Source organism: Phenylobacterium sp. GW823-FHT02A09 (assembly GCF_058797775.1).
Window position 1 is genome coordinate 428,131 of record NZ_JBXAJZ010000003.1, and the last position, 18,616, is coordinate 446,746.

Genomic DNA, 18,616 nt, shown 5'->3' on the forward strand with positions numbered 1-18,616 from the left:
CTCCCCCGCTGGGGGAGGTGGATCGCCGCCTTGGCGGCGAGACGGAGGGGGACTGCTCTCACGTGAAGTGCGTCCCCCCTCAGTCAGCCATTCGGCTGACAGCTCCCCCAGAGGGGGAGCACTTCGCCTTAGCTTAGTCGATCGGCGACCAGCGCTTCTCGGCGGCGGGCTTGGCGCCACGCTTGGGGCCCTTGAACTGCGACTGGTCGATCGGCGTGGTCGCGGCGCGCTCGCCATGAGCGCGCTGGCCGCCGGCGCGGTGGTCGGTGTGGCGCTGGGGCTGGCCCTGGCGCTGTTCGCCGCCGCCCTGGCGTTGACCGCCGGCCTTGGCCGGCCGGTTGCGCTGCTTGCGCAGGCCCGGGGGCAGGTCGCTGCGGCCCTGCGGCTTGCCGCCGCCGCCGCCGCGTGCGGCGTTCTTGCGGCCGGCCTCGGCGCGTTCGGCCGCCACTTCCGGCATCGCCTGGGTCATGACGTGCAGACCGCGGTCGTTGCGGCGATCGAAGGACGGGATGGTCTGGCGGGTGACCTTCTGGATGTCCTTCAGCAGGTTGCGCTCGTCGTCGGCGCAGAACGCCACGGCCGAGCCGTCGGCGCCGGCGCGGGCCGTACGGCCGATCCGGTGGACGTAGGCTTCGGGCACGTTCGGCAGCTCGTACTGGATGACGTGGCTGACCGCGTCGATGTCGATGCCGCGGGCGGCGATGTCGGTGGCCACCAGCGCGCGGACTTCGCCGGCCTTGAAGGCGGCCAGGGCGCGCTCGCGCTGGCCCTGGCTCTTGTCGCCGTGGATGGCGGCGGCTTCGACGCCGGCCGCCTCGAGCGACTTGGCCACGCGGTCGGCGCCGCGCTTGGTGCGGGTGAAGACGATCACACGCTTGAAGTCGCGCTCGGCGAACATCTCGCAGAGCAGGGCGCGCTTGCGGGCGGTCTCGACGAAGATGACCTGCTGCTTGATGCGCTCGACCGTGGTGGCCTGCGGGGTCACCGAGACCTTGGTCGGGTTGGGGCGCAGCAGTTCGCCGGCCAGCTTCTCGATCTCGCTGGGCATGGTGGCCGAGAAGAACAGGTTCTGACGCAGGCGCGGCAGGTGCTTCACGATCTGCCGGATCGGCACGATGAAGCCCATGTCGAGCATCTGGTCGGCCTCGTCGAGGACGAACATTTCGACGCCCTGCAGGGTGATGGTCTTCTCTTGCAGGTGGTCGAGCAGGCGGCCCGGCGTGGCGACCAGGACGTCGACGCCCGGGGCCATGGCGCGCATTTGGCCGCCATACTTCACGCCGCCGAAGATCACGGCGACGCTGAGGTTCATGTGCTTGCCGTAGGCCTTGAAGCTTTCGGCGATCTGGGTCGCCAGCTCGCGGGTCGGCGAGAGCACCAGCACGCGGCAACCGCGGCGCGGCGCGGCCTGCTTTTCAGCGGCCAGGCGGTGGATGATGGGCAGGGCGAAGGCGGCGGTCTTGCCGGTGCCCGTCTGGGCGATGCCGAGCAGGTCCTTGCCGGCCAGCACGCCGGGGATGGCCTGGGCCTGGATCGGGGTCGGCTTTTCATAGCCCTCGTCGTTGAGGGCCTTGAGCAGCATCTTGTCGAGGCCGAGGTCGGTAAACTTGGTCAAACGAGTGTCTTTCACGGATGCGCCGAGCGCGGCCGCTCGCATGCAGCGAGGGTCGCGAAGGTCGCGGGTCATTTGTGGAAAGCCCCCGCGTGGCGGGGCGATCTATGCGATCTCTTCAGGGCGCTCGACAGCTGGGTCCGAAGTGCGGAACCATCACGCGGCTGGAGCGCCGATAGCGCCACGAATGTTGCGGCGCAGCAGGGGTATGGCTGGCGGCGCGCCGAAAGTCAAGGTTTGCAAGGGATTGCCGAGGCCGATGCCCGAAATGCCGGACGACCTGCCGCTGACCGAGCGCCATGCGGTGCGGGTGGTGGTGCGCGATTGCGAGGGGCGGATCCTGCTGTTCCATACGCGCGACGTCGCCGAGCCGGAGCAGGGCGAGTGGTGGGAGCTGCCCGGCGGCGGCATCGACGCCGACGAGACCTATCTCGACGCGGCGCTGCGTGAACTGCGCGAGGAGACCGGCATCGTGGCCCGGGCCGATCAGGTTGGCCGCCCGTCGTGGCGGCGCACCGCAACCTTCCGCTATCGGCGGGCCCGGCGGTTGCAGCACGAGGTGGTCGTCGAGGTGACGCTCGACGGGCGCGGCGCGGCGATCGACGAGACCGGGCGCCTCGACTACGAGCTCGAGGACTACACCGACTATCGCTGGTGGACGCCGGCCGAGATCGAGAGACACGACGGCCGCTTCTATCCGGGGCGGCTGCCGGCCCTGCTGGCGCGGTTCCTGGCCGGCGAGGACATCGACGAGCCGTTCGAGCTCTGGTCCTGACCCCTTGCAATCGCGGGCGCATCCCGCGAGGAAGCTGCCATGTCCGACACCAAGCGCATGGTTCTCGTCGCCGCCGCGGCGCTCATCGACTCCGACGGCCGGGTGCTGATCTGTCAGCGTCCGCCGGGCAAGCAACTGGCCGGGCTGTGGGAATTTCCGGGCGGCAAGGTCGAGCCGGGCGAGACGCCCGAACAGTGCCTGATCCGCGAACTGGACGAGGAACTGGGCATCGTCGTCTCGCACGCCTGCCTGGCGCCGTTCGTGTTCGCGAGCCACACCTACGAGGACTTCCACCTGCTGATGCCGCTCTATCTGGTGCGGCGCTGGGAGGGCGCGGTCACCGCCAAGGAGCATTCCGGCATCGCCTGGGTGAAGCCGATGAAGCTCACCGACTATCCGATGCCGCCGGCCGACGCGCCGCTGGTGGCCTGGCTGCGCGACCTGATCTGAGATGAAAAAGGCCCGCGGTGAGCTCGGATCACCGCGGGCCTCTCAGGGCCGGAGCTAGCTAGTCCCCAACCGGTTCGACGCAGGCTGTGCATCGGACCTCTCAAGGTTGAACCCGAGTCCCGACGCAACGCCAGCGCCATATCGCCGTTCGATTGGGGCGAAACGTCGCACCTTGGCGCGACCGCGATTGATAAGCGTCGAGCGCGCTTGTTCGGGCTCGCAGTAAGTTTAGCTTATCCCGATGCCGACCCTCCGACAGCTGCGCTACCTGACCGCCCTCGCCGACGAGCGCCACTTCGGCCGCGCCGCGGCGGCTTGCCATGTCACCCAGCCGGCGCTGTCGATGCAGATCCGCGAGCTGGAAGCCGAGCTGGACCTGGTGCTGGTCGAGCGCGGCCGCAGCGCCAGCGTGCTGACCCCGGACGGCGCGGCCCTGGCCGAGCGGGCGCGCGCGCTGACCGCGGGGGTCAAGGATCTGGAGGACTTCGCGCGCGAGCGCCGCGGCGCGGGCTCGCGGCGGCTGGCGCTGGGGATGATCCCGTCGGTGGCGCCCTATCTGCTGCCGCGGGTCCTGCCCGTGCTGCAGGCGGTGCTGCCGGGGCTGGAGCTGAAGGTGCGCGAGACCCAGACCGCAGCGCTGCTGACCGAACTGGCGGCGGGCGACCTGGACGCGGTGATCGCGGCCGCGCCGCTGGCGGCGGACGGGATCGAGACCGTGCCGCTGTTCGAGGACCCGTTCCTGCTGGCCAGCCCGGCGGCCGCGCCGCTGGCCGCAGAGGATCCGCGGCGGCTGCCGCCCGACCGGCTGCTGCTGCTGGAAGAGGGCCATTGCCTGCGCGACCAGGCGCTTGGGGCCTGCGAACTCAGCGACCTCGCCACCTTCGGCGCGACCAGCCTCACGACGCTGCTGCAGCTGGTGGCGCACGGGCAGGGCGTGACCTTGCTGCCGCAGATGGCCGCCCGGGACCTGGCCGATCCACGCATCAGTCTGGCGCGGTTTCCGGACCCGGCCCCGCGGCGGACCATCGTCATGGCCTGGCGCGCCGGCTCGGCGCGGCGCCGCCAACTGAAGGACATTGCTGCGCGGCTGACAGCGGAGGCGGCCGATGACGCCTGAACCCTGGCTGATGGAGTTCATGGCCCAGGAGCGGCTGCCGGCGAGCTACGAAACGGTGGTGCGCGAGGTGGCGGTTCCGCTGGCGGAGCGCATCGCCGCGGCCGCGCGGCCGGGCGGGATCGTGGTCGGGATCTGCGGTCCGCAGGCCAGCGGCAAGTCGACCCTGACCGTGGTGCTGGCGCGGCTGCTGGAGCGGCGCGGCCTGAAGACGGCGGCGATTTCGCTGGACGATCTCTATCTGACGCGGGCCGAACGGCAGGACCTGGCGCGTCAGGTGCATCCGCTGCTGGCGGTGCGCGGGGTTCCGGGCACCCACGACGTGACCCTGGGCGTGGAGATGCTGCGGGCGCTGCGCACGCCGGGGATCCACGAGCGGCCGGTGTTCGAGAAGGCCCGCGACGACCGCCGCGACCACGGCGCGCCGTTCGAAGGTCCGGCGGACGTGGTGCTGTTCGAGGGCTGGTGCGTCGGCGCGCGCGCCCAGCCGGCGCAGGCGCTGGCCGCGCCGGTCAACGCGCTTGAGGCGCAGCGGGACGACGACGGCGCCTGGCGCGAGTTCGTGAACGCGGCGCTGGCCGGCCCCTATCAGCAGCTGTTCGGGGGACTCGACCTGCTGGTGCTGCTGCAGGCCCCGAGCTTCGAAGTGGTGCTGGGCTGGCGGATCGAGCAGGAGCGCAAGCTGCGCGAGCGGCTGGCGCGCGAGGGCGCGGACGCCGGCCGGGCGATGAGCGACGCGCAGGTCGAAGCCTTCATCGCCCACTACGAGCGGCTGACGCGCTGGATCCTGGCGGAGATGCCGGCGCGCGCCGACGTCGTGGTGGCCCTGGACGCGGATCGGCGACCGACCCTGCGGGCATGAAAAAGGCCGCCCCGGCGGACCGGAGCGGCCTTCGAAAGGCGTGAGCCGAGGCCTTAGGCGGCCGGTTCGGCGTTCAGCACCGTGGTCAGACGGGCGCGCAGGGCAGGGTCTTTCTGCACGGCGGCCGACATGTCGTTGTATTGTTGCGGCGACAGGCCGCTGGCCTGCACGGCCGCGCCCATCTTGCCGATCATTTCCTTCTGCACCTCGGCCTTGGTCGGGCCGTCGGCGCCGGCCATCTTCGGGGTGTACTCGCCGTTGATCTTCTGGATCTCGGTCATCGCCGAGCCGAAGGCCTTCAGATCAGCGTCGGAGAAGCCGCCCGCGGCAGGCGCTTCAGCGGCGGGTGCGGCCGGAGCGGTCTGGGCTTGCACGGAAGTCGCGGCGACAGCGGCGCCGAGCAGGCCGGCGGCCAGGATAGCAATACGCATGTAGGGGGGTTCCTGTAGTCGTTTTGGGGTCGAGCCAGGATCGAGCTTAGAGCGCCGACGTGGCCAAAAAGCGACCCGGCTTGGCCGTTCGGTCCGTGAAGATTTCGTGGCGCCCAGGATCGATGCAGCCGGCCCGGTCCGCGGGCGCCGCAAATCCCGTCGACAACGGCGATATCTCACCTATAGATTGCGATCGCCCTCCGATGCAGCTGAGGGCCGCTGGGGGGCGTCATGAGAATTGTCGGCATCGTCGTCGCGTGCCTGTTGCTGGCCGCGTGCACTACCACCAATGCCCAGCTTGCGAGCTCGGCGAGCGTCAAGCCGCCGCCCGGCGCGCGCGTGCTGATGGTCGAGCCGGACGTGCAGCTGTCGCTGCTGACCGCGTCGGGCGTCCAGGAGCCGAAGGCCGACTGGAGCGCGGCCGGCAAGGCCAACCTGACCGCCGAGGTCGAAAAGGCGCTGAAGGCGCGGGCGCACAACTACAAGCCGCTGAACCCCGACGAGGCCATGGCCGGCCGCGTCGGTCAGCTGCTGCGCCTGAACGAAGCGGTCGTGACCTCGGTGCAGTACTACTCGTACCTGCCGACCAAGCGCGGCGCGTTCGACTGGACCCTGGGCGAGGGCGCCCAGGCGATCGGAACCAACTACGAAGGCGACTACGCGCTGTTCGTGACCAGCAAGGGATCGTGGTCGAGCGGCGGGCGCTATGTCGCGTTCATCGCGGTGGCGGCGGTCGGCGGCGCGATCCCGATGGGCGGCCAGAGCGCGACGGCTTCGCTCGTCGACCTGAAGACCGGCCAGATCGTGTGGCACAGCACCGCCGTGGCGGCGCCGGGCACCGACATGCGCACGCCGGAGGGCGCGGCGGATCTGGTCGCATCGCTCCTGAAGACGCTGCCGCTCTAGCGCCATGCGCCGGACCGGCACGATACTGGCGTTCGGCGCGGCGCTTGCGGCCTGCGCCTCGCCGGCGCTCGCGCAAACGCGCGCGCCCGGCGCGCGGCCGAACCTGACCAGCGACGAAGGCGGGTTATGGGACGCCTCGGGCAAGGCCGAGCGCGAGGTGAAGACCTCGGCCGAGCTCAACACCGATCCGGCCCTGAACGCCTATGTGCGCGAGGTGACCTGCAAGGTCGCCGGGCCGTACTGCAGCGACATCCGCGTCTACGTGCTGGACCGGCCTTTCTTCAACGCCTCGATGGCCCCGAACGGCTACGCCGAGGTGTGGTCGGGCACGTTGCTGCGCGCGACGGACGAGGCGGAGCTGGCCTTCGTGCTGGGCCATGAGGTCGGGCACTTCGAGAAGAACCACACCCTGGAATCCTTCCGCGAGACCAAGGCGCGGGCCAATGCGGTGATGGTGGTGTCGGTCGGCCTGGCGATCGCCGGCGCCGCGGCCGCGGCCAGCGCGCCGACGGCCCAGAGCGCGCAGAGCATGACGGACGCCACGCGCGGGGTCATCGACGTGGTCTACCTGGCCGGGGTGGCTTCGCTGTTCGGGTTCAGCCGCGAGAACGAGCTGGAGGCGGACCAGGCCGGGCTGGCGCGGCTACGGGAAGCCGGCTACGCGCCGAGCGCCGCGCCCGACACCTGGCGCAACCGGATGAACGAGGCCCAGGCCTCCGACTTCAAGCGCGTGCGCGAAAGCGGCGCGCGCACCAACATCTTCGCCAGCCATCCGGTCGATCAAGAGCGCATGGCTGCACTCGAGACCCAGCTGAAGGGCGGGCCCGCGGCGGGCGAGGCCGGCCGCCAGCGGCACCGCGCGGCGATCCGGCCGCACCTGGCGGCCTGGCTGCGCGACGACCTGCGGCGGCGCGACTATGGCCAGACGCTGGCGGTGCTTTCGCGCCTGGCGGCCGACGGCGAGGACCTCGGGGTGCTGCAGTTCTATCGCGGCGAGACCTACCGGCTGCGCCGGGCCGACGGCGATCAGGCGCTGGCGCGCGACGCCTACCTGTCCGCCGCCGCCTACGCCGACGCGCCGGTCGCGGTCTGGCGCGAGCTGGGCGACATCCGCCGTAAGGAAGGCGACGTCGCCGGGGCGCGTACAGCCTATCAGAGCTACCTCGCCAAGGCCGCCGACGCCGACGACGCCTGGCTGGTGCAGGACAGCCTCAACAGCCTTTCACAAGGAAACTGACCATGGGGAAAACCACCATGCGGGTCATTCGTCCGCTGCTCGCCGTCGCGCTGGCTTCGCAGCTGGCCGTCGGCTGCGAGACCGTCAAGCTGGCGCCGGCCGGGCCGTTGGCCGTGGGCGCCGGGCAGCAGGTGACCCTGGGCCGAAACTGGTCGGACGTCAGCGTGATGATGTATCCGCGCGCCAAGAAGGTGCATCTGCTGACCATCGACGGGCCGCTGCTGAACCGGCTCTACCTGACCGAGGGCCTCGCGGTCGGCGAGCGCATGGTCGCCTCGGCCAGCAAGGAGAAGCCGACCCCGGCGGTGCGCTCGGGCATGTCGGCCACGGAGCGCCTGGAATTCGTCGCCGACAGCGTCGCGGCCATGGACTATCAGCGCGTCCAGACCGCCAAGCCGCGTCCGGCCAAGCTGGGCGAGGCCCCGGCGATCCGCTTCGACCTGTCGGCCCAGACGTCGGACGGCCTGGACGTGAAGGGCGCGGGCGTGGTCGCCGAGAGCGGCGGCAAGCTCTACGTCATCCTCTATCTCGCGCCGGCCGAGCACTACTTCCAGGCCAACCTGGCCGAGGTGGAGCAGATCATGTCCTCCGCCCGGATCGTCGGCTGAGCTAGTCCTCGTCCCGCGGCAGCGGGTTCTCGACGACGCCGAGCGCGTCGGCCAGGCGCATCTTGGCCGAGCCGGGCTTCAGCGGCTTCTGCTGGCTGGGGTCGGGCGCCCAGCCGGTCAGGGTCAGGATCTCGAAGGTCGCGGGCACGCGGCCGTCGGGCTCGGCGAAGCGCTCGACATAGATCTCGAAGGCGCGGGCCAGGACCTGGCGGGTCAGCCGCTTGGGGTGGCGCTCGGCCAGGACGCTGGTCTCGCCCATGGCGCGCAGGTCGGCGAGCAGCTTGAGCGGGTGGGCGTAGCGGACGGTGACGCGGTCGACGTCGGCCACCGGCAGAGCGAAGCCCGAGCGCTGCAGCAGGCCGGCGGCGTCGTAAGGGTCGGCGAAGGGCGAGACGCGGGAACCCGCGCCGCCGGTCAGTTCGGCCTCGGCGGCGAGCAGCGACTGGCGCAGCTCGGTCAGGGTCGCGCCGCCCAGCAGCGAGCCGATGAACAGGCCGTCCGGCTTCAGCGCGCGGCGGATCTGGATCAGCGCCCCGACCACGTCGTTGGTCCAGTGCAGGGCCAGGGTCGAGACGACCAGGTCGAGGCTGCCGGCCGCGAAGGGCAGGCGCTCCTCGTCGGCGACCAGGCGCAGGCCCTGGCGACCGGCCAGCATCTTCGGCGACAGGTCGGCCTCGACCAGCAAGCCGACGCGGGCGGCGGCGTCGCTCTCGGCGAGGAACCGCGCGAAATGGCCGTTGCGCGCGCCCAGATCGACGGCGCGCGGGAAGTCGCGCATGATCGCCTCGAGGCGCACCACGGCGTCCTCGGCGGCGCGAGCCTTGAGGAAGTCGGCGGCGGCGTAGCCGGTGGCGGCGCGGTCCAGACGGGCGCGGTGCTGGTCGCGGTCGAATATGCGGGGCGGGGCGGGCATGGGCTTTCTAGATGGCGATGCGGACGCCCGGTGGAAACCCGGGCCGCGCGCGAAGGCCGCGGTTCGTACCGCGCTGGACCTGCTTTTCCCACCCCAATCGCTCGACGGCGGCGCGCCGGCGATGAGCGGCGGCCTCAGCGCCGCCGCCTGGAGCATGATCCCGTTCATCGACGGGCCGCTGTGCGACGGCTGCGGGCTGCCGTTCGAGTACGACCTGGGCCACGGGGTGCGCTGCGCCGACTGTTCGGCCCGGCCGCGGGCGTTTTTCCGGGCGAGGGCCGCCTGCCTCTACGACGAGACCTCGCGCGGGCCGATCCTGCAGCTCAAGCACGCCGACCGCACCGACCTGGCGCCATTGATGGCCCGCTGGATCAGCCGCTCGGCCCGCGAGCTGCTGGACGAGGCCGACGCCTTGGTTCCAGTGCCGCTGCATCGCTCGCGGCTGCTGGGACGTCGCTACAACCAGGCCGCCGAGATCGCCCGGCCGCTCAGCCGGCTGTCGGGGGTGGCCTATCTGCCGGACGCGCTCGGGCGGGTGCGGGCGACGGCGCCTCAGGGCGGCAAGTCGGGGAGCGGGCGGCGGCGCAACGTGGCCGCGGCCTTCGAAGTGCCGCCGGCCAAGGCCAGGCGGGTGGCCGGCAGGACCATCCTGCTGATCGACGACGTAATGACCACCGGCGCCACTTTGGAAGGCTGCGCGCGGGCTTTGCTGGCGGCGGGCGCGCTGCGCGTGAATGCCGCAGTGGTCGCGAGGGTTAAAGAAACCTCAAGTCGGGCCATATAGAACCGAAACCGTAGCAACCCGTTTCAGTTGAGCCATGGCCGAAGTCACCATTTATACGAAGCCGTACTGCCCCTACTGCATCCGCGCGGTGTCGCTGCTGGAGAAGAAGGGCGTGGAGTTTAACGAGATCGAAGCCGCCTTCGATCCGGAGAAGCGCCAGGAGATGGTCCAGCGCGCCAACGGCCGCGCGACCTTCCCGCAGATCTTCATCGGCGAGCAGCACATCGGCGGCTGCGACGACATGATGGCGCTGGAATACGACGGCAAGCTGGACGCGCTGCTGGCCGCCTGAGGCTTGAGCGCGGGCCGGCTCTGACCTATCGGAGTTGGCCATGACCCTGCGCGTCGGCCTGATCCAGACGAGAACCCCCGCCAGCCACGAAGCGGCCCTGGCGCACGTGACGCCGCTGGTGCGGCAGGCGGCGGCGGAGGGCGCGAGCTTCATCGCCACGCCCGAGGGGACCAACATCCTGCAGAAGGACAAGGCCGCGCTGCTGCCGCAGCTGACCTTGCTGGAGAACGATCCCGTGGTGCGGGGCCTGCGGGCGCTGGCCGCCGAGCTTGGCGTCACCATCCTGATCGGCTCGGCGCTGGTGAAGCGCGCCGACGGCAAGGCCGCCAACCGCGCGGCCCTGATCACGCCGCTGGGCGAGATCGCCGCCACCTACGACAAGCTGCATATGTTCGACGTGGACTTGCCGACGGGCGAGACCGCGCGCGAAAGCGAGACCTACGAGCCGGGCGCTCAGGCGGTGGCGGCGCGGGCCGGCGAGCTGAAGCTAGGCCTCACCATCTGCTACGACGTGCGGTTCCCGGCGCTGTATCGCGCCCTGGCCCTGGCTGGGGCCGAGGTGATCGTCACGCCGGCCGCCTTCACCCGACCGACCGGCGAGGCGCACTGGGAGACGCTTCTGCGCGCCCGGGCCATCGAGACCGGAAGCTTCGTGCTGGCCCCGGCCCAGGGCGGCTTCCACGAGGACGGCCGTGGCACCTGGGGCCGCACCCTGGCGATCGGGCCGTGGGGCGAGGTGCTGGGCAAGCTCGACCACGACGAGCCGGGCGTGCTGATCGCCGACCTGGATCTGGCGGCCGTCGCCAAGGCGCGGGCGGCGATTCCGGCGCTGCCCAATGCGCGGAGCTTTGCGGCGCCTATATCCATCGCATGATCCGTTACGCGCTCATCTGCGAACACGACCACGCGTTCGAGGGCTGGTTCGGCTCGTCGGACGATTTCGACGACCAGGCCGGCCGCGGGCTGGTCTCGTGCCCGTTCTGCGACAGCAAGGCGGTCGAGAAGCAGATCATGGCCCCGTCGGTGGCGGGGACGAAGAAGAGCGCCGGGGCCGACCTCTCGCCGCAGATGCGCTCGATGGTGATGGAGGCGATGGGCAAGGTCCGCGCCCACGTCGAGGAGAACTTCGACTATGTCGGCGACGCCTTCGCCGGCGAGGCCCGCGCCATCCACGAGGGCCGCTCGGAGGACCGCGGCATCTATGGCGAGGCCAGTCCCGCCGAGATCAAATCGCTGAAGGACGACGGGATCGCGATCGCGCCGTTGCCGCCGGCCACCCCGAAGAAGTCGGACGTGAACTGACGTTCCTTGCCGCCGCGCCTGACGCCCCATAGGCTCGCCGCCAGTTCATGGGGAGCGTCAATGATCCGTACCTTCACCGCCGCCGTCTTGGCGGCCGCCGCCGTCGCCTCGCCTGCGATGGCGCAGAGCCCGCGTCCTGACCAGCTGGCGTTCCGCGACCTCTACAAAGAGCTGATCGAGATCAACACCACCCTGTCGGTCGGCAGCTGCACGGCGGCGTCCGAGGCGATGGCTGCGCGGCTGAAGGCGGCGGGCTTCGCTGACGAGGACCTGAAGATCATCGTCGCGCCGGACCGCCCCAAGGACGGCAATCTGGTGGCGACGCTGAAGGGGACCGACGCCAAGGCCAAGCCGATCCTGCTGCTGGCCCACATCGACGTGGTCGAGGCCAATCGCGACGACTGGGAGCGCGACCCGTTCAAGCTGGTCGAGGAGAACGGCTTCTTCTACGCCCGCGGCGCGGCCGACGACAAAGCCCAGGCCGCGGTCTGGGTCGATACGCTGGCCCGCTACAAGACCGAGGGCTTCAAGCCCAAGCGCACGATCCGCATGGCGCTGACCTGCGGCGAGGAGACACCCGACACCTTCAACGGCGTCCAGTACCTGATCAAGAACCACCGCGAGCTGATGGACGCCGCCTTCGTGCTCAACGAGGGCGCGGGCGGGCGGCTGGACGCGCAGGGACAACGCGTCTCGCTGGGCGTCCAGGCCGGCGAGAAGGTCTATCAGGACTACACCCTGGAAGTGACCAATCCGGGCGGCCACTCCTCGGCGCCGGTGCGCGACAACGCGATCTATCACCTGTCGCAGGGGCTGGCGCGGCTGGGCGAGTACGACTTCCCGGTGAAGCTCAACGACTCAGTGCGCGCCAACTTCGTGCAGATGGCCAAGATCGAGGGCGGTCCGATGGGCGAGGCGATGGCCGCCGTCGCCAAGGATCCGTCCAACGCCGCGGCGGTGGCGGCGGTGGCCCGCGATCCGGGCCGCAACTCGATGATGCGGACCACCTGCGTGGCGACCATGGTCAACGCCGGCCATGCGCCCAACGCCCTGCCGCAGCGGGCGCGGGCCAACGTCAACTGCCGGATCCTGCCGGGCGAGGGCGTCGAGGCCACCCGCGAGGCGCTGGTCAAGGTGCTCGCCGACCCGGCGATCAAGGTGACCACGGTCGGCGAGCCGAGCCCGGTCACCCCGCCGCCGGTCCTGAACAAGCAGATCATGGGGCCGGTCGAGACCGTCTCGGCCAAGCTGTGGCCGGGCGTGCCGATCGTGCCGGTGATGGCCACCGGCGCCACCGACGGCCGGTTCCTGAACGCGGTGGGCGTGCCGACCTACGGCCTGACCGGGATGTTCAGCGAGCCGACCGGCAACGGCGCCCACGGACTGAACGAAAAGATGCGCGTGCGCTCGCTCTATGAGGGCCGCGACTTCCTCTACGAGGTGGTCAAGCTCTACGCGAACCAGAAGTAGGGCGACCGCTCACCCCGGCGAGGGCCGGGGCCCAAGCGGCGCTCCGGCCTGGCTGGAGCGCCGCTTTTCGTTGGGGATTCAGCTTGGGTCCCGGCCTTCGCCGGGATGAGCGGAGCGGTCGTCAGAACGTCTTGCGCAGACCCAGCGACAGCACGTAGCCGGCGCCCTCGACCTCGCCGCGCAGGCGCGTGGTGGTGGCGGCCGGGGTGCCCTCGTAGAACACCGTGTCGTGGTGGACGTCGGAATTGGCGAAGTCGATGTAGGCGAAGGCCGCGTCGACCTTCAGACCCGACATGACGTCGGCCGTCGCGCCGACCCCATAGAGCCAGCGGTCGCCGTCCGGCACCCGCGCCGTACGGGCCTCGTCCGGCGTCGGGGTCGGGTCGTACTGGACGCCCGCGCGCAGGGTCAGCTTGTCGTTGACGGCGTAGTCGAGGCCGACGCCGCCCGAAGTGACGTCCTCGTAGCCCTGGAACAGGTTTTCGCCGCCGCCGGCGAACTTCACGTCGATGGATTCGAATTCGCCCCAGCCGATGCGCTGGACCTGGGCGTTGAGCGCGAGCTTGTCGGTGGCCTGCCAGCGGGCGCCGAGTGTGGCGATCCATGGCGTGGTGAAGGCCGCCGAGCCGCCGACCTCGCGGTTGACCGGCGCCAGCGGGCCGAGCAGGCCGCCGACCAGGACGTTGCCGTCGAGGTCGTGCTCGATCTTCGAGCGGTAGCTGGCGCCGACCGTCACCGGCCCGAAATAGGCCTGGGCGCCCAGCGTCCAGCCGAAGTCCCAGCCGTCGCCGCTGAGCTGGGAGATGCCGTCGGGCAGCAGCGGCGAGAGGTTCGGATAGGCGGTCTGCAGCTTGGCGTCTGTGTACTGGGCGCTGACCCCGGCCCCGAGGTCGAGCCATTCGGTGACCTTCATCGCGCCGGTCAGCTGGATGTCAGCGGTCGTCAGCCGCGAGGTGAGAGCGTCGTACCTCGCCCACGACTGCTTGCGGTACTCGGTGGTGAAGTTGAAGGGCGCGGCCACCGACAGGCCCAGCGCGAAGCGGTCGCCGATCGGCGTGGCGATGGCGAAGTTCGGGGCGACGCCGTCCTGGATCGGGCTGAAGGCGCGCGGTTCGCCCTGGATCGGGATGGTCAGGCCGTTGGGATAGGTGATGGTCGAGCCTTCGTTGCGGACGGTCGCATCGACGAAGACGGCGTGCAGGCCGACATAGGCCTCGCGGCCCGAGCGGGCGATGGCGGCGGGGTTCCACCACAGCGAGGCGACGCCCTGGTCGGCGACCTCGCCGGAATAGGCGCGGCCAGCGCCCTTCACCGACTGTTCCTGCAGATAGTAGCCGCCGGCATGGGCGGTCGTGGACAGGAGGGCGGTTGCGGCCGTGGTCGCCGCCAGGAGGGTCAGCCGGGTCATGGGGAGTGCTCGTCTTCCGGGGGAGGATCCGTGCGCGGATCGGTTGCCCCCCAAACCCGGTGAACCCGCCGCCGGTTGCAGAACGGCGATCAAGCGCTTGCCAAACCGTGGCTCAGGAGCCACATTTAAATAAATTGGCATGGAGTCTGTCATATGTCTGGATCGCAGAGCGCGGCGAAGGTCGGGCGCACGCTGGCGGACTCCGTCCCCTATTGGCCGCCCAAGACCAAGCCGCCGGCGGGTTCGCCGAACATCCTGGTGGTGCTGTTCGACGACGTCGGGTTCTCGGACTTCGGCTGCTACGGCTCGCCGATCAAGACCCCGACCATCGACAAGCTGGCGGCCGAGGGGCTGCGCTACACCGGCTTCCACACCACGGCCATGTGCTCGACCACGCGCGCGGCGCTGCTGACCGGGCGCAACCATCATTCGGTGGGCATGGGCTGCTTGGCCAACTTCGATAGCGGCTTCCCAGGCTATCGCGGCAAGATCGCCAAGGAGGCCGGGACCCTGCCGGAGATCCTGCGCGGCCAGGGCTATGGGACCTACATGGTCGGCAAGTGGCACGCGACGCCGGTCAACCAGACCGGCGCGGCCGGGCCGTTCGACGGCTGGCCGCTGGGCCGCGGCTTCAACCGCTTCTACGGCTTCATGGACGCCGAGACCGACCAGTTCTCGCCGGAACTGGTGCGCGACAACACCCCGGTCGAGGCGCCGGCCGGCTATCGCGACGGCTATCACCTGACCGAGGACCTGGTCGACGAGAGCATCCGCTTCGTCGCCGATCACATCGCCGACGCCCCCGACCAGCCGTGGCTGCTGTGGCTGGCGCTTGGCGCGTGCCATGCGCCGCACCAGGCGCCGATGGACATCATCCGCAGCTATGACGAGGTGTTCGAAGGCGGCTGGGACGTCGAGCGCGAACGCCGGCTGGAACGTCAGAAGGCGATGGGGATCGTGCCAGTCGACACCGAGCTGCCGCCGCGCAACGACGGGGTGAAGGCCTGGGCCGACCATTCGCCGGACGAACAGAAGGTGTTCACCCGCCTGCAGAGCGCCTTCGCCGGCATGCTGGACCATGCCGATCGCCACCTGGCGCGGCTGGTCGATTTCCTCGAACAGGCCGGCGTGAAGGACGACACGCTGATCCTGGTGCTGTCGGACAACGGCGCCAGCCAGGAGGGCGGGCCGCTGGGCTTCGTCAACGCCATGGGCCCCTACAACATGAAGTTCGAGCCGATGCCCGAGAAGCTGGCGCGGATCGAGGACATCGGCGGCCCCGACAGCCATTCGAACTTCCCGTTTGGCTGGGCCCAGGCCTCGAACACGCCGCTGCGCCGCTACAAGCAGAACACCCATGGCGGCGGCATCCGCGACCCGCTGGTGATCAGCTGGAAGAACGGGATCGCCGCGCGCGGCGAGACCCGTGGCCAGTTCGCCCATGCGTCCGACTTGACCCCGACGCTGCTCGAGCTGCTGGGCATGACCTCGCCAGAGGCCATCGCCGGCGTCGCGCAGATGCCGATCGAGGGCGAGAGCTTCGCCGCATCGCTGAGCGACGCTTCCGCCCCGGCCAAGACCTCGCCGCAGTACTTCGAGATGTTCGGCCACCGCGGCCTCTGGAAGGACGGCTGGAAGGCGGTGGCGTTCCACCCGCCGGGCACGCCCTTCGACCAGGACGTCTGGGAGCTCTACCACCTGGACGCGGACTTCTCGGAGACCCGCGACCTTGCGCAGGCCGAGCCCGAGCGGCTGGAAGCGCTGATCGATGAGTGGTGGGCCCAGGCCGAGCGCAACAACGTGCTGCCGCTGGACGACCGCTTCGGCCCGCGCTTCGCCGAGAACGCCCTGCGCCACCAAGGCGCGCGCAAGCAGTTCGTGTTCCACAAGGGCATGGGCCACGTGCCCAGCGACTGCGCGCCCGACGTGCGCTCGCGCTCGTACTTCATCGAGGCCGACGTCACCCTGGGCGCGGGCGACGAGGGGGTGTTGATCGCCCATGGCGACGCCACCAGCGGCTACTCGCTGTTTGTCCGCGACGGGCGGCTGCACCACACCCTGAACGTCGGGGGCCTGCGCACGACTGTCAGTTCCGACGTAGCGGTCGAGCCGGGCCGTCGGCGGCTGGGCGTCCAGTGCGTGCAGGGCGACGGGCGGCGCTTCATTCTCAGCATCGACGGCCAGCCGGCCGGCGAGGTCGCCACCCATCTGGGCTTCATGACCCTGATCTCGTGGTCGGGCCTCGACATCGGCCGCGACCGCGGCAGCGCGGTCGGCGACTATGCCGAGCCGTTCAAGTTCACCGGCGCCCTGCGCACGGTGACGGTGAACATGGACGCCGACCAGGCTCTAGATGGAGACGCGGTCGGGGCCGCGGAGCTGGCGCGCCAGTAGATTGCGCCCTCCAACTCCGGGTTGCGGAAAGGCTCTCCCTCGGCCACTGTCACGGTGATCCGGGGGGAGGAACTACGTGTTTGTCAGAGTGATGGCGCTCGCCGCCGCGTTGCTGGCGTCGGCGTCCGTGGCGCTTGCGGCGCCGCTTGAGGCCTATGGCAAGCTGCCGAGCATCGAGGCGGCGGCCATATCGCCGGACGGCGAACGGTTCGCGGTGATCCTGACGACCGGCGAGGATCGCCAGATCGTCGTCAAGGAGATCGCCACCGGAAAGGCCAGCGTCATTCACGCGGGCGCGGCGAAGGTCCGTGACCTCGACTGGGCCAGCCCGCAGCATCTGCTGATCACCGCCAGTGTCACCGCGACCATCGCCAACGTGATCGCGCCGCGCCAGGAGTACACGACCGTCGTGCTCTACGACGTGGCGGCGAACCGGCAGATCCGGCTGATGCACGACGCTGAGAGCAGCCTCAACATCGTGCTCGGCACGCCGTTCCGGCGGACGGTCGATGGGAAGCCGATGGCCTTCGTGCAGGGCATCAGGTTCGACAGCACCGGCCGGGGGCGGGTGGCCCTTTACCGCATCGATCTCAAGAACGGCGCCTCGAAGGTCGTCCACGAGGGCTTCCCGAACACCGAGGAATGGCTGGTCGGCGGCGACGGCGAGCCGGCGGCGGCCTCGGTGTTCGACTACACGACCGGGATCTGGACGCTGAAGGTCAAGGTCCCTGGCGGCTGGAAGGAGGCCATGCGTTCCGAGGGCTACCTGGATCGGCCGAGCCTGGCCGGCCTGGGCCGCGACGGACGGTCGATCCTGCTGTTCGACGAGGTGGACGACGAGCGGGTGCTGCGCGAGCTCAACGCCGACGGCACGTTCGGCGAGCCGATGTCGACCAAGGGCGGCGATCAACTGCTGTTCGATCCGGCGGGGCACAACCTGATCGGCGCGCGGGCGCTGGTGGGCGACGAGTTCCGTTACGACTTCATGTCGCCGTCCGACCAGAAGGTCTGGCGGTCCATCGAGGCGGCGTATCGCGGCCAGCACGTGCAGCTGCTGTCGTGGTCGAACAATCGCGAGCGCCTGCTGATCCGGGTGGATTCGCCGACCGAGGGACCGGGGATCGCCTACGTGGATTGGAAGGCCCGGCGCTCGGACTGGGTCGGTGCGGTCTATCGCGACCTGACCGAACAGGACATCGCCCAGGTCAAACCGGTGAAGTTCAAGGCCGCGGACGGCCTCGAGCTCAGCGGGTATCTCACGCTGCCGCGCGGCCGCGAGGCCAAGAAGCTGCCGCTGGTCGTCCTGGCGCACGGCGGGCCGGCTGCGCGCGATACGCCGACCTTCGACTGGTGGGCGCAGGCGCTGGCGTCGCGCGGATATGCGGTGCTGCAGGTCAATTTCCGCGGCTCGTCGGGGTTCGGCGCGAAGTTCCTCGAGGCCGGCTATGGCCAGTGGGGACGCAAGATGCAGACCGACCTGTCGGACGGCGTGCGCCATCTGGCGGGCGAGGGGATCGTCGATCCGGCGCGGGTCTGCATCGTCGGGGCCAGTTACGGCGGCTACGCGGCGTTGGCGGGGGCGACGCTCGATCGCGGCGTCTATCGCTGCGCGGCCTCTGTCGCGGGCGTGTCCGATCTGCAGCGCATGGTCGCCTGGTCGAGGACCAACAAGGGCCGCACGGCCCAGAAGTACTGGATCCGCTTCATGGGCGCCGATGATCCGAACGACCCGGTGCTGAAGGACCTGTCGCCCGCGCAGAAGGTCGACGGCGTGACCACTCCGATCCTGTTGGTGCACGGCCGCGACGACACGGTGGTGCCGCTGGAGCAGAGCGCCATCATGGAGCGCGCCCTCAAGCGGGCCGGCAATGCGCCGGAAATGGTGGTCATGAACGGCGAGGATCACTGGCTCTCGCGGGGCGAGACGCGGCTGCGGATGCTCAGCGCAGTGGTGACGTTCCTCGAAAGGAACAACCCGCCGAGCTGACGCCGACGGCGCGCCAGTAGATTGAGTGGTCCAACTCCGGGTTGCATGGGTTGCTTGGCTCGGCCAAGGTC

General features: G+C 70.3%; 18 protein-coding genes. 14 read left to right on the top strand and 4 right to left on the bottom strand.

Annotated elements, in window-relative coordinates; translation table 11 throughout:
* Positions 1–133: 133 nt before the first annotated feature.
* Positions 134–1,615 (bottom strand): DEAD/DEAH box helicase, encoded by a 1,482-nt coding sequence (locus tag AC1Q87_RS14705; RefSeq protein ID WP_492609671.1) that lies wholly within the window; start codon positions 1,613–1,615, stop codon positions 134–136.
* A gap of 256 nt (positions 1,616–1,871) precedes the next feature.
* On the opposite strand from AC1Q87_RS14705, the gene AC1Q87_RS14710 reads away from it, so the two are divergent.
* The 4 genes from AC1Q87_RS14710 (at position 1,872) to AC1Q87_RS14725 (ending at position 4,813) form a co-directional block, all read left to right on the top strand.
* Positions 1,872–2,387, top strand: coding sequence for an NUDIX hydrolase (locus AC1Q87_RS14710; RefSeq protein ID WP_492609672.1), 516 nt, complete (start codon positions 1,872–1,874; stop codon positions 2,385–2,387).
* Between the two features lie 39 nt (positions 2,388–2,426).
* Positions 2,427–2,837, top strand: a complete 411-nt coding sequence (gene mutT / locus AC1Q87_RS14715; protein WP_492609673.1) for an 8-oxo-dGTP diphosphatase MutT — start codon at positions 2,427–2,429, stop codon at positions 2,835–2,837.
* Between the two features lie 241 nt (positions 2,838–3,078).
* Entirely contained in the window at positions 3,079–3,954 is an 876-nt protein-coding gene (locus AC1Q87_RS14720; RefSeq protein WP_492609674.1) for a LysR substrate-binding domain-containing protein, read from the top strand.
* Positions 3,944–4,813 (top strand): kinase, encoded by an 870-nt coding sequence (locus tag AC1Q87_RS14725; RefSeq protein ID WP_492609675.1) that lies wholly within the window; start codon positions 3,944–3,946, stop codon positions 4,811–4,813. The genes AC1Q87_RS14720 and AC1Q87_RS14725 overlap by 11 nt, the downstream gene beginning before the upstream one ends.
* A gap of 53 nt (positions 4,814–4,866) precedes the next feature.
* On the opposite strand, the gene AC1Q87_RS14730 is transcribed toward AC1Q87_RS14725, so the two are convergent.
* A complete protein-coding gene (locus AC1Q87_RS14730; RefSeq protein ID WP_492609676.1) occupies positions 4,867–5,244 on the bottom strand; it encodes a DUF4168 domain-containing protein in 378 nt (125 codons plus the stop codon).
* Between the two features lie 231 nt (positions 5,245–5,475).
* Between AC1Q87_RS14730 and AC1Q87_RS14735 the strand changes: the two genes are divergently transcribed.
* From AC1Q87_RS14735 to AC1Q87_RS14745, 3 genes are read left to right on the top strand one after another with little or no spacing between them, the layout of a single operon-like run.
* Positions 5,476–6,150 carry a hypothetical protein gene (locus tag AC1Q87_RS14735; protein WP_492609677.1) on the top strand — a complete coding sequence of 225 codons (675 nt, stop codon included), beginning with the start codon at positions 5,476–5,478 and terminating at the stop codon, positions 6,148–6,150.
* A 4-nt stretch (positions 6,151–6,154) separates the two neighbouring features.
* Positions 6,155–7,387: a M48 family metallopeptidase gene (locus AC1Q87_RS14740; RefSeq protein WP_492609678.1), complete on the top strand. Its 1,233-nt coding sequence runs from the start codon at positions 6,155–6,157 to the stop codon at positions 7,385–7,387.
* A 2-nt stretch (positions 7,388–7,389) separates the two neighbouring features.
* The gene (locus AC1Q87_RS14745; RefSeq protein WP_492609679.1) at positions 7,390–7,995 is read left to right on the top strand and encodes a hypothetical protein; all 606 of its coding nucleotides are present in this window, start codon (positions 7,390–7,392) and stop codon (positions 7,993–7,995) included.
* Position 7,996: 1 nt separating this feature from the next.
* On the opposite strand, the gene AC1Q87_RS14750 is transcribed toward AC1Q87_RS14745, so the two are convergent.
* Complete coding sequence (locus AC1Q87_RS14750; RefSeq protein ID WP_492609680.1) at positions 7,997–8,908, bottom strand: methyltransferase domain-containing protein; 912 nt, start codon at positions 8,906–8,908, stop codon at positions 7,997–7,999.
* Between AC1Q87_RS14750 and AC1Q87_RS14755 the strand changes: the two genes are divergently transcribed.
* Genes AC1Q87_RS14755 through AC1Q87_RS14775 form a run of 5 tightly spaced genes read left to right on the top strand, consistent with a single transcriptional unit; the run spans position 8,907 to position 12,756 of the window.
* Entirely contained in the window at positions 8,907–9,692 is a 786-nt protein-coding gene (locus AC1Q87_RS14755; protein WP_492609681.1) for a ComF family protein, read from the top strand. The genes AC1Q87_RS14750 and AC1Q87_RS14755 overlap by 2 nt on opposite strands.
* Positions 9,693–9,726: 34 nt before the next feature.
* Positions 9,727–9,984 carry a glutaredoxin 3 gene (gene grxC, locus AC1Q87_RS14760; RefSeq protein WP_492609682.1) on the top strand — a complete coding sequence of 86 codons (258 nt, stop codon included), beginning with the start codon at positions 9,727–9,729 and terminating at the stop codon, positions 9,982–9,984.
* Between the two features lie 40 nt (positions 9,985–10,024).
* Positions 10,025–10,858 carry a carbon-nitrogen hydrolase family protein gene (locus tag AC1Q87_RS14765; protein ID WP_492609683.1) on the top strand — a complete coding sequence of 278 codons (834 nt, stop codon included), beginning with the start codon at positions 10,025–10,027 and terminating at the stop codon, positions 10,856–10,858.
* Positions 10,855–11,286 (top strand): DUF1178 family protein, encoded by a 432-nt coding sequence (locus AC1Q87_RS14770; RefSeq protein WP_492609684.1) that lies wholly within the window; start codon positions 10,855–10,857, stop codon positions 11,284–11,286. The genes AC1Q87_RS14765 and AC1Q87_RS14770 overlap by 4 nt, the downstream gene beginning before the upstream one ends.
* A 60-nt stretch (positions 11,287–11,346) precedes the next feature.
* Complete coding sequence (locus AC1Q87_RS14775) at positions 11,347–12,756, top strand: M20/M25/M40 family metallo-hydrolase (protein ID WP_492609685.1); 1,410 nt, start codon at positions 11,347–11,349, stop codon at positions 12,754–12,756.
* 121 nt (positions 12,757–12,877) lie between these two features.
* Here AC1Q87_RS14775 and AC1Q87_RS14780 read toward each other — a convergent pair whose 3' ends face one another.
* Positions 12,878–14,164: an OmpP1/FadL family transporter gene (locus AC1Q87_RS14780; RefSeq protein WP_492609686.1), complete on the bottom strand. Its 1,287-nt coding sequence runs from the start codon at positions 14,162–14,164 to the stop codon at positions 12,878–12,880.
* A 153-nt stretch (positions 14,165–14,317) separates the two neighbouring features.
* Here AC1Q87_RS14780 and AC1Q87_RS14785 point away from each other — a divergent pair, with 153 nt between their 5' ends.
* Both AC1Q87_RS14785 and AC1Q87_RS14790 read left to right on the top strand, forming a co-directional pair.
* Positions 14,318–16,558 (top strand): arylsulfatase, encoded by a 2,241-nt coding sequence (locus AC1Q87_RS14785; protein WP_492609687.1) that lies wholly within the window; start codon positions 14,318–14,320, stop codon positions 16,556–16,558.
* 76 nt (positions 16,559–16,634) lie between these two features.
* Complete coding sequence (locus AC1Q87_RS14790; RefSeq protein WP_492609688.1) at positions 16,635–18,545, top strand: alpha/beta hydrolase family protein; 1,911 nt, start codon at positions 16,635–16,637, stop codon at positions 18,543–18,545.
* Positions 18,546–18,616: the final 71 nt, after the last annotated feature.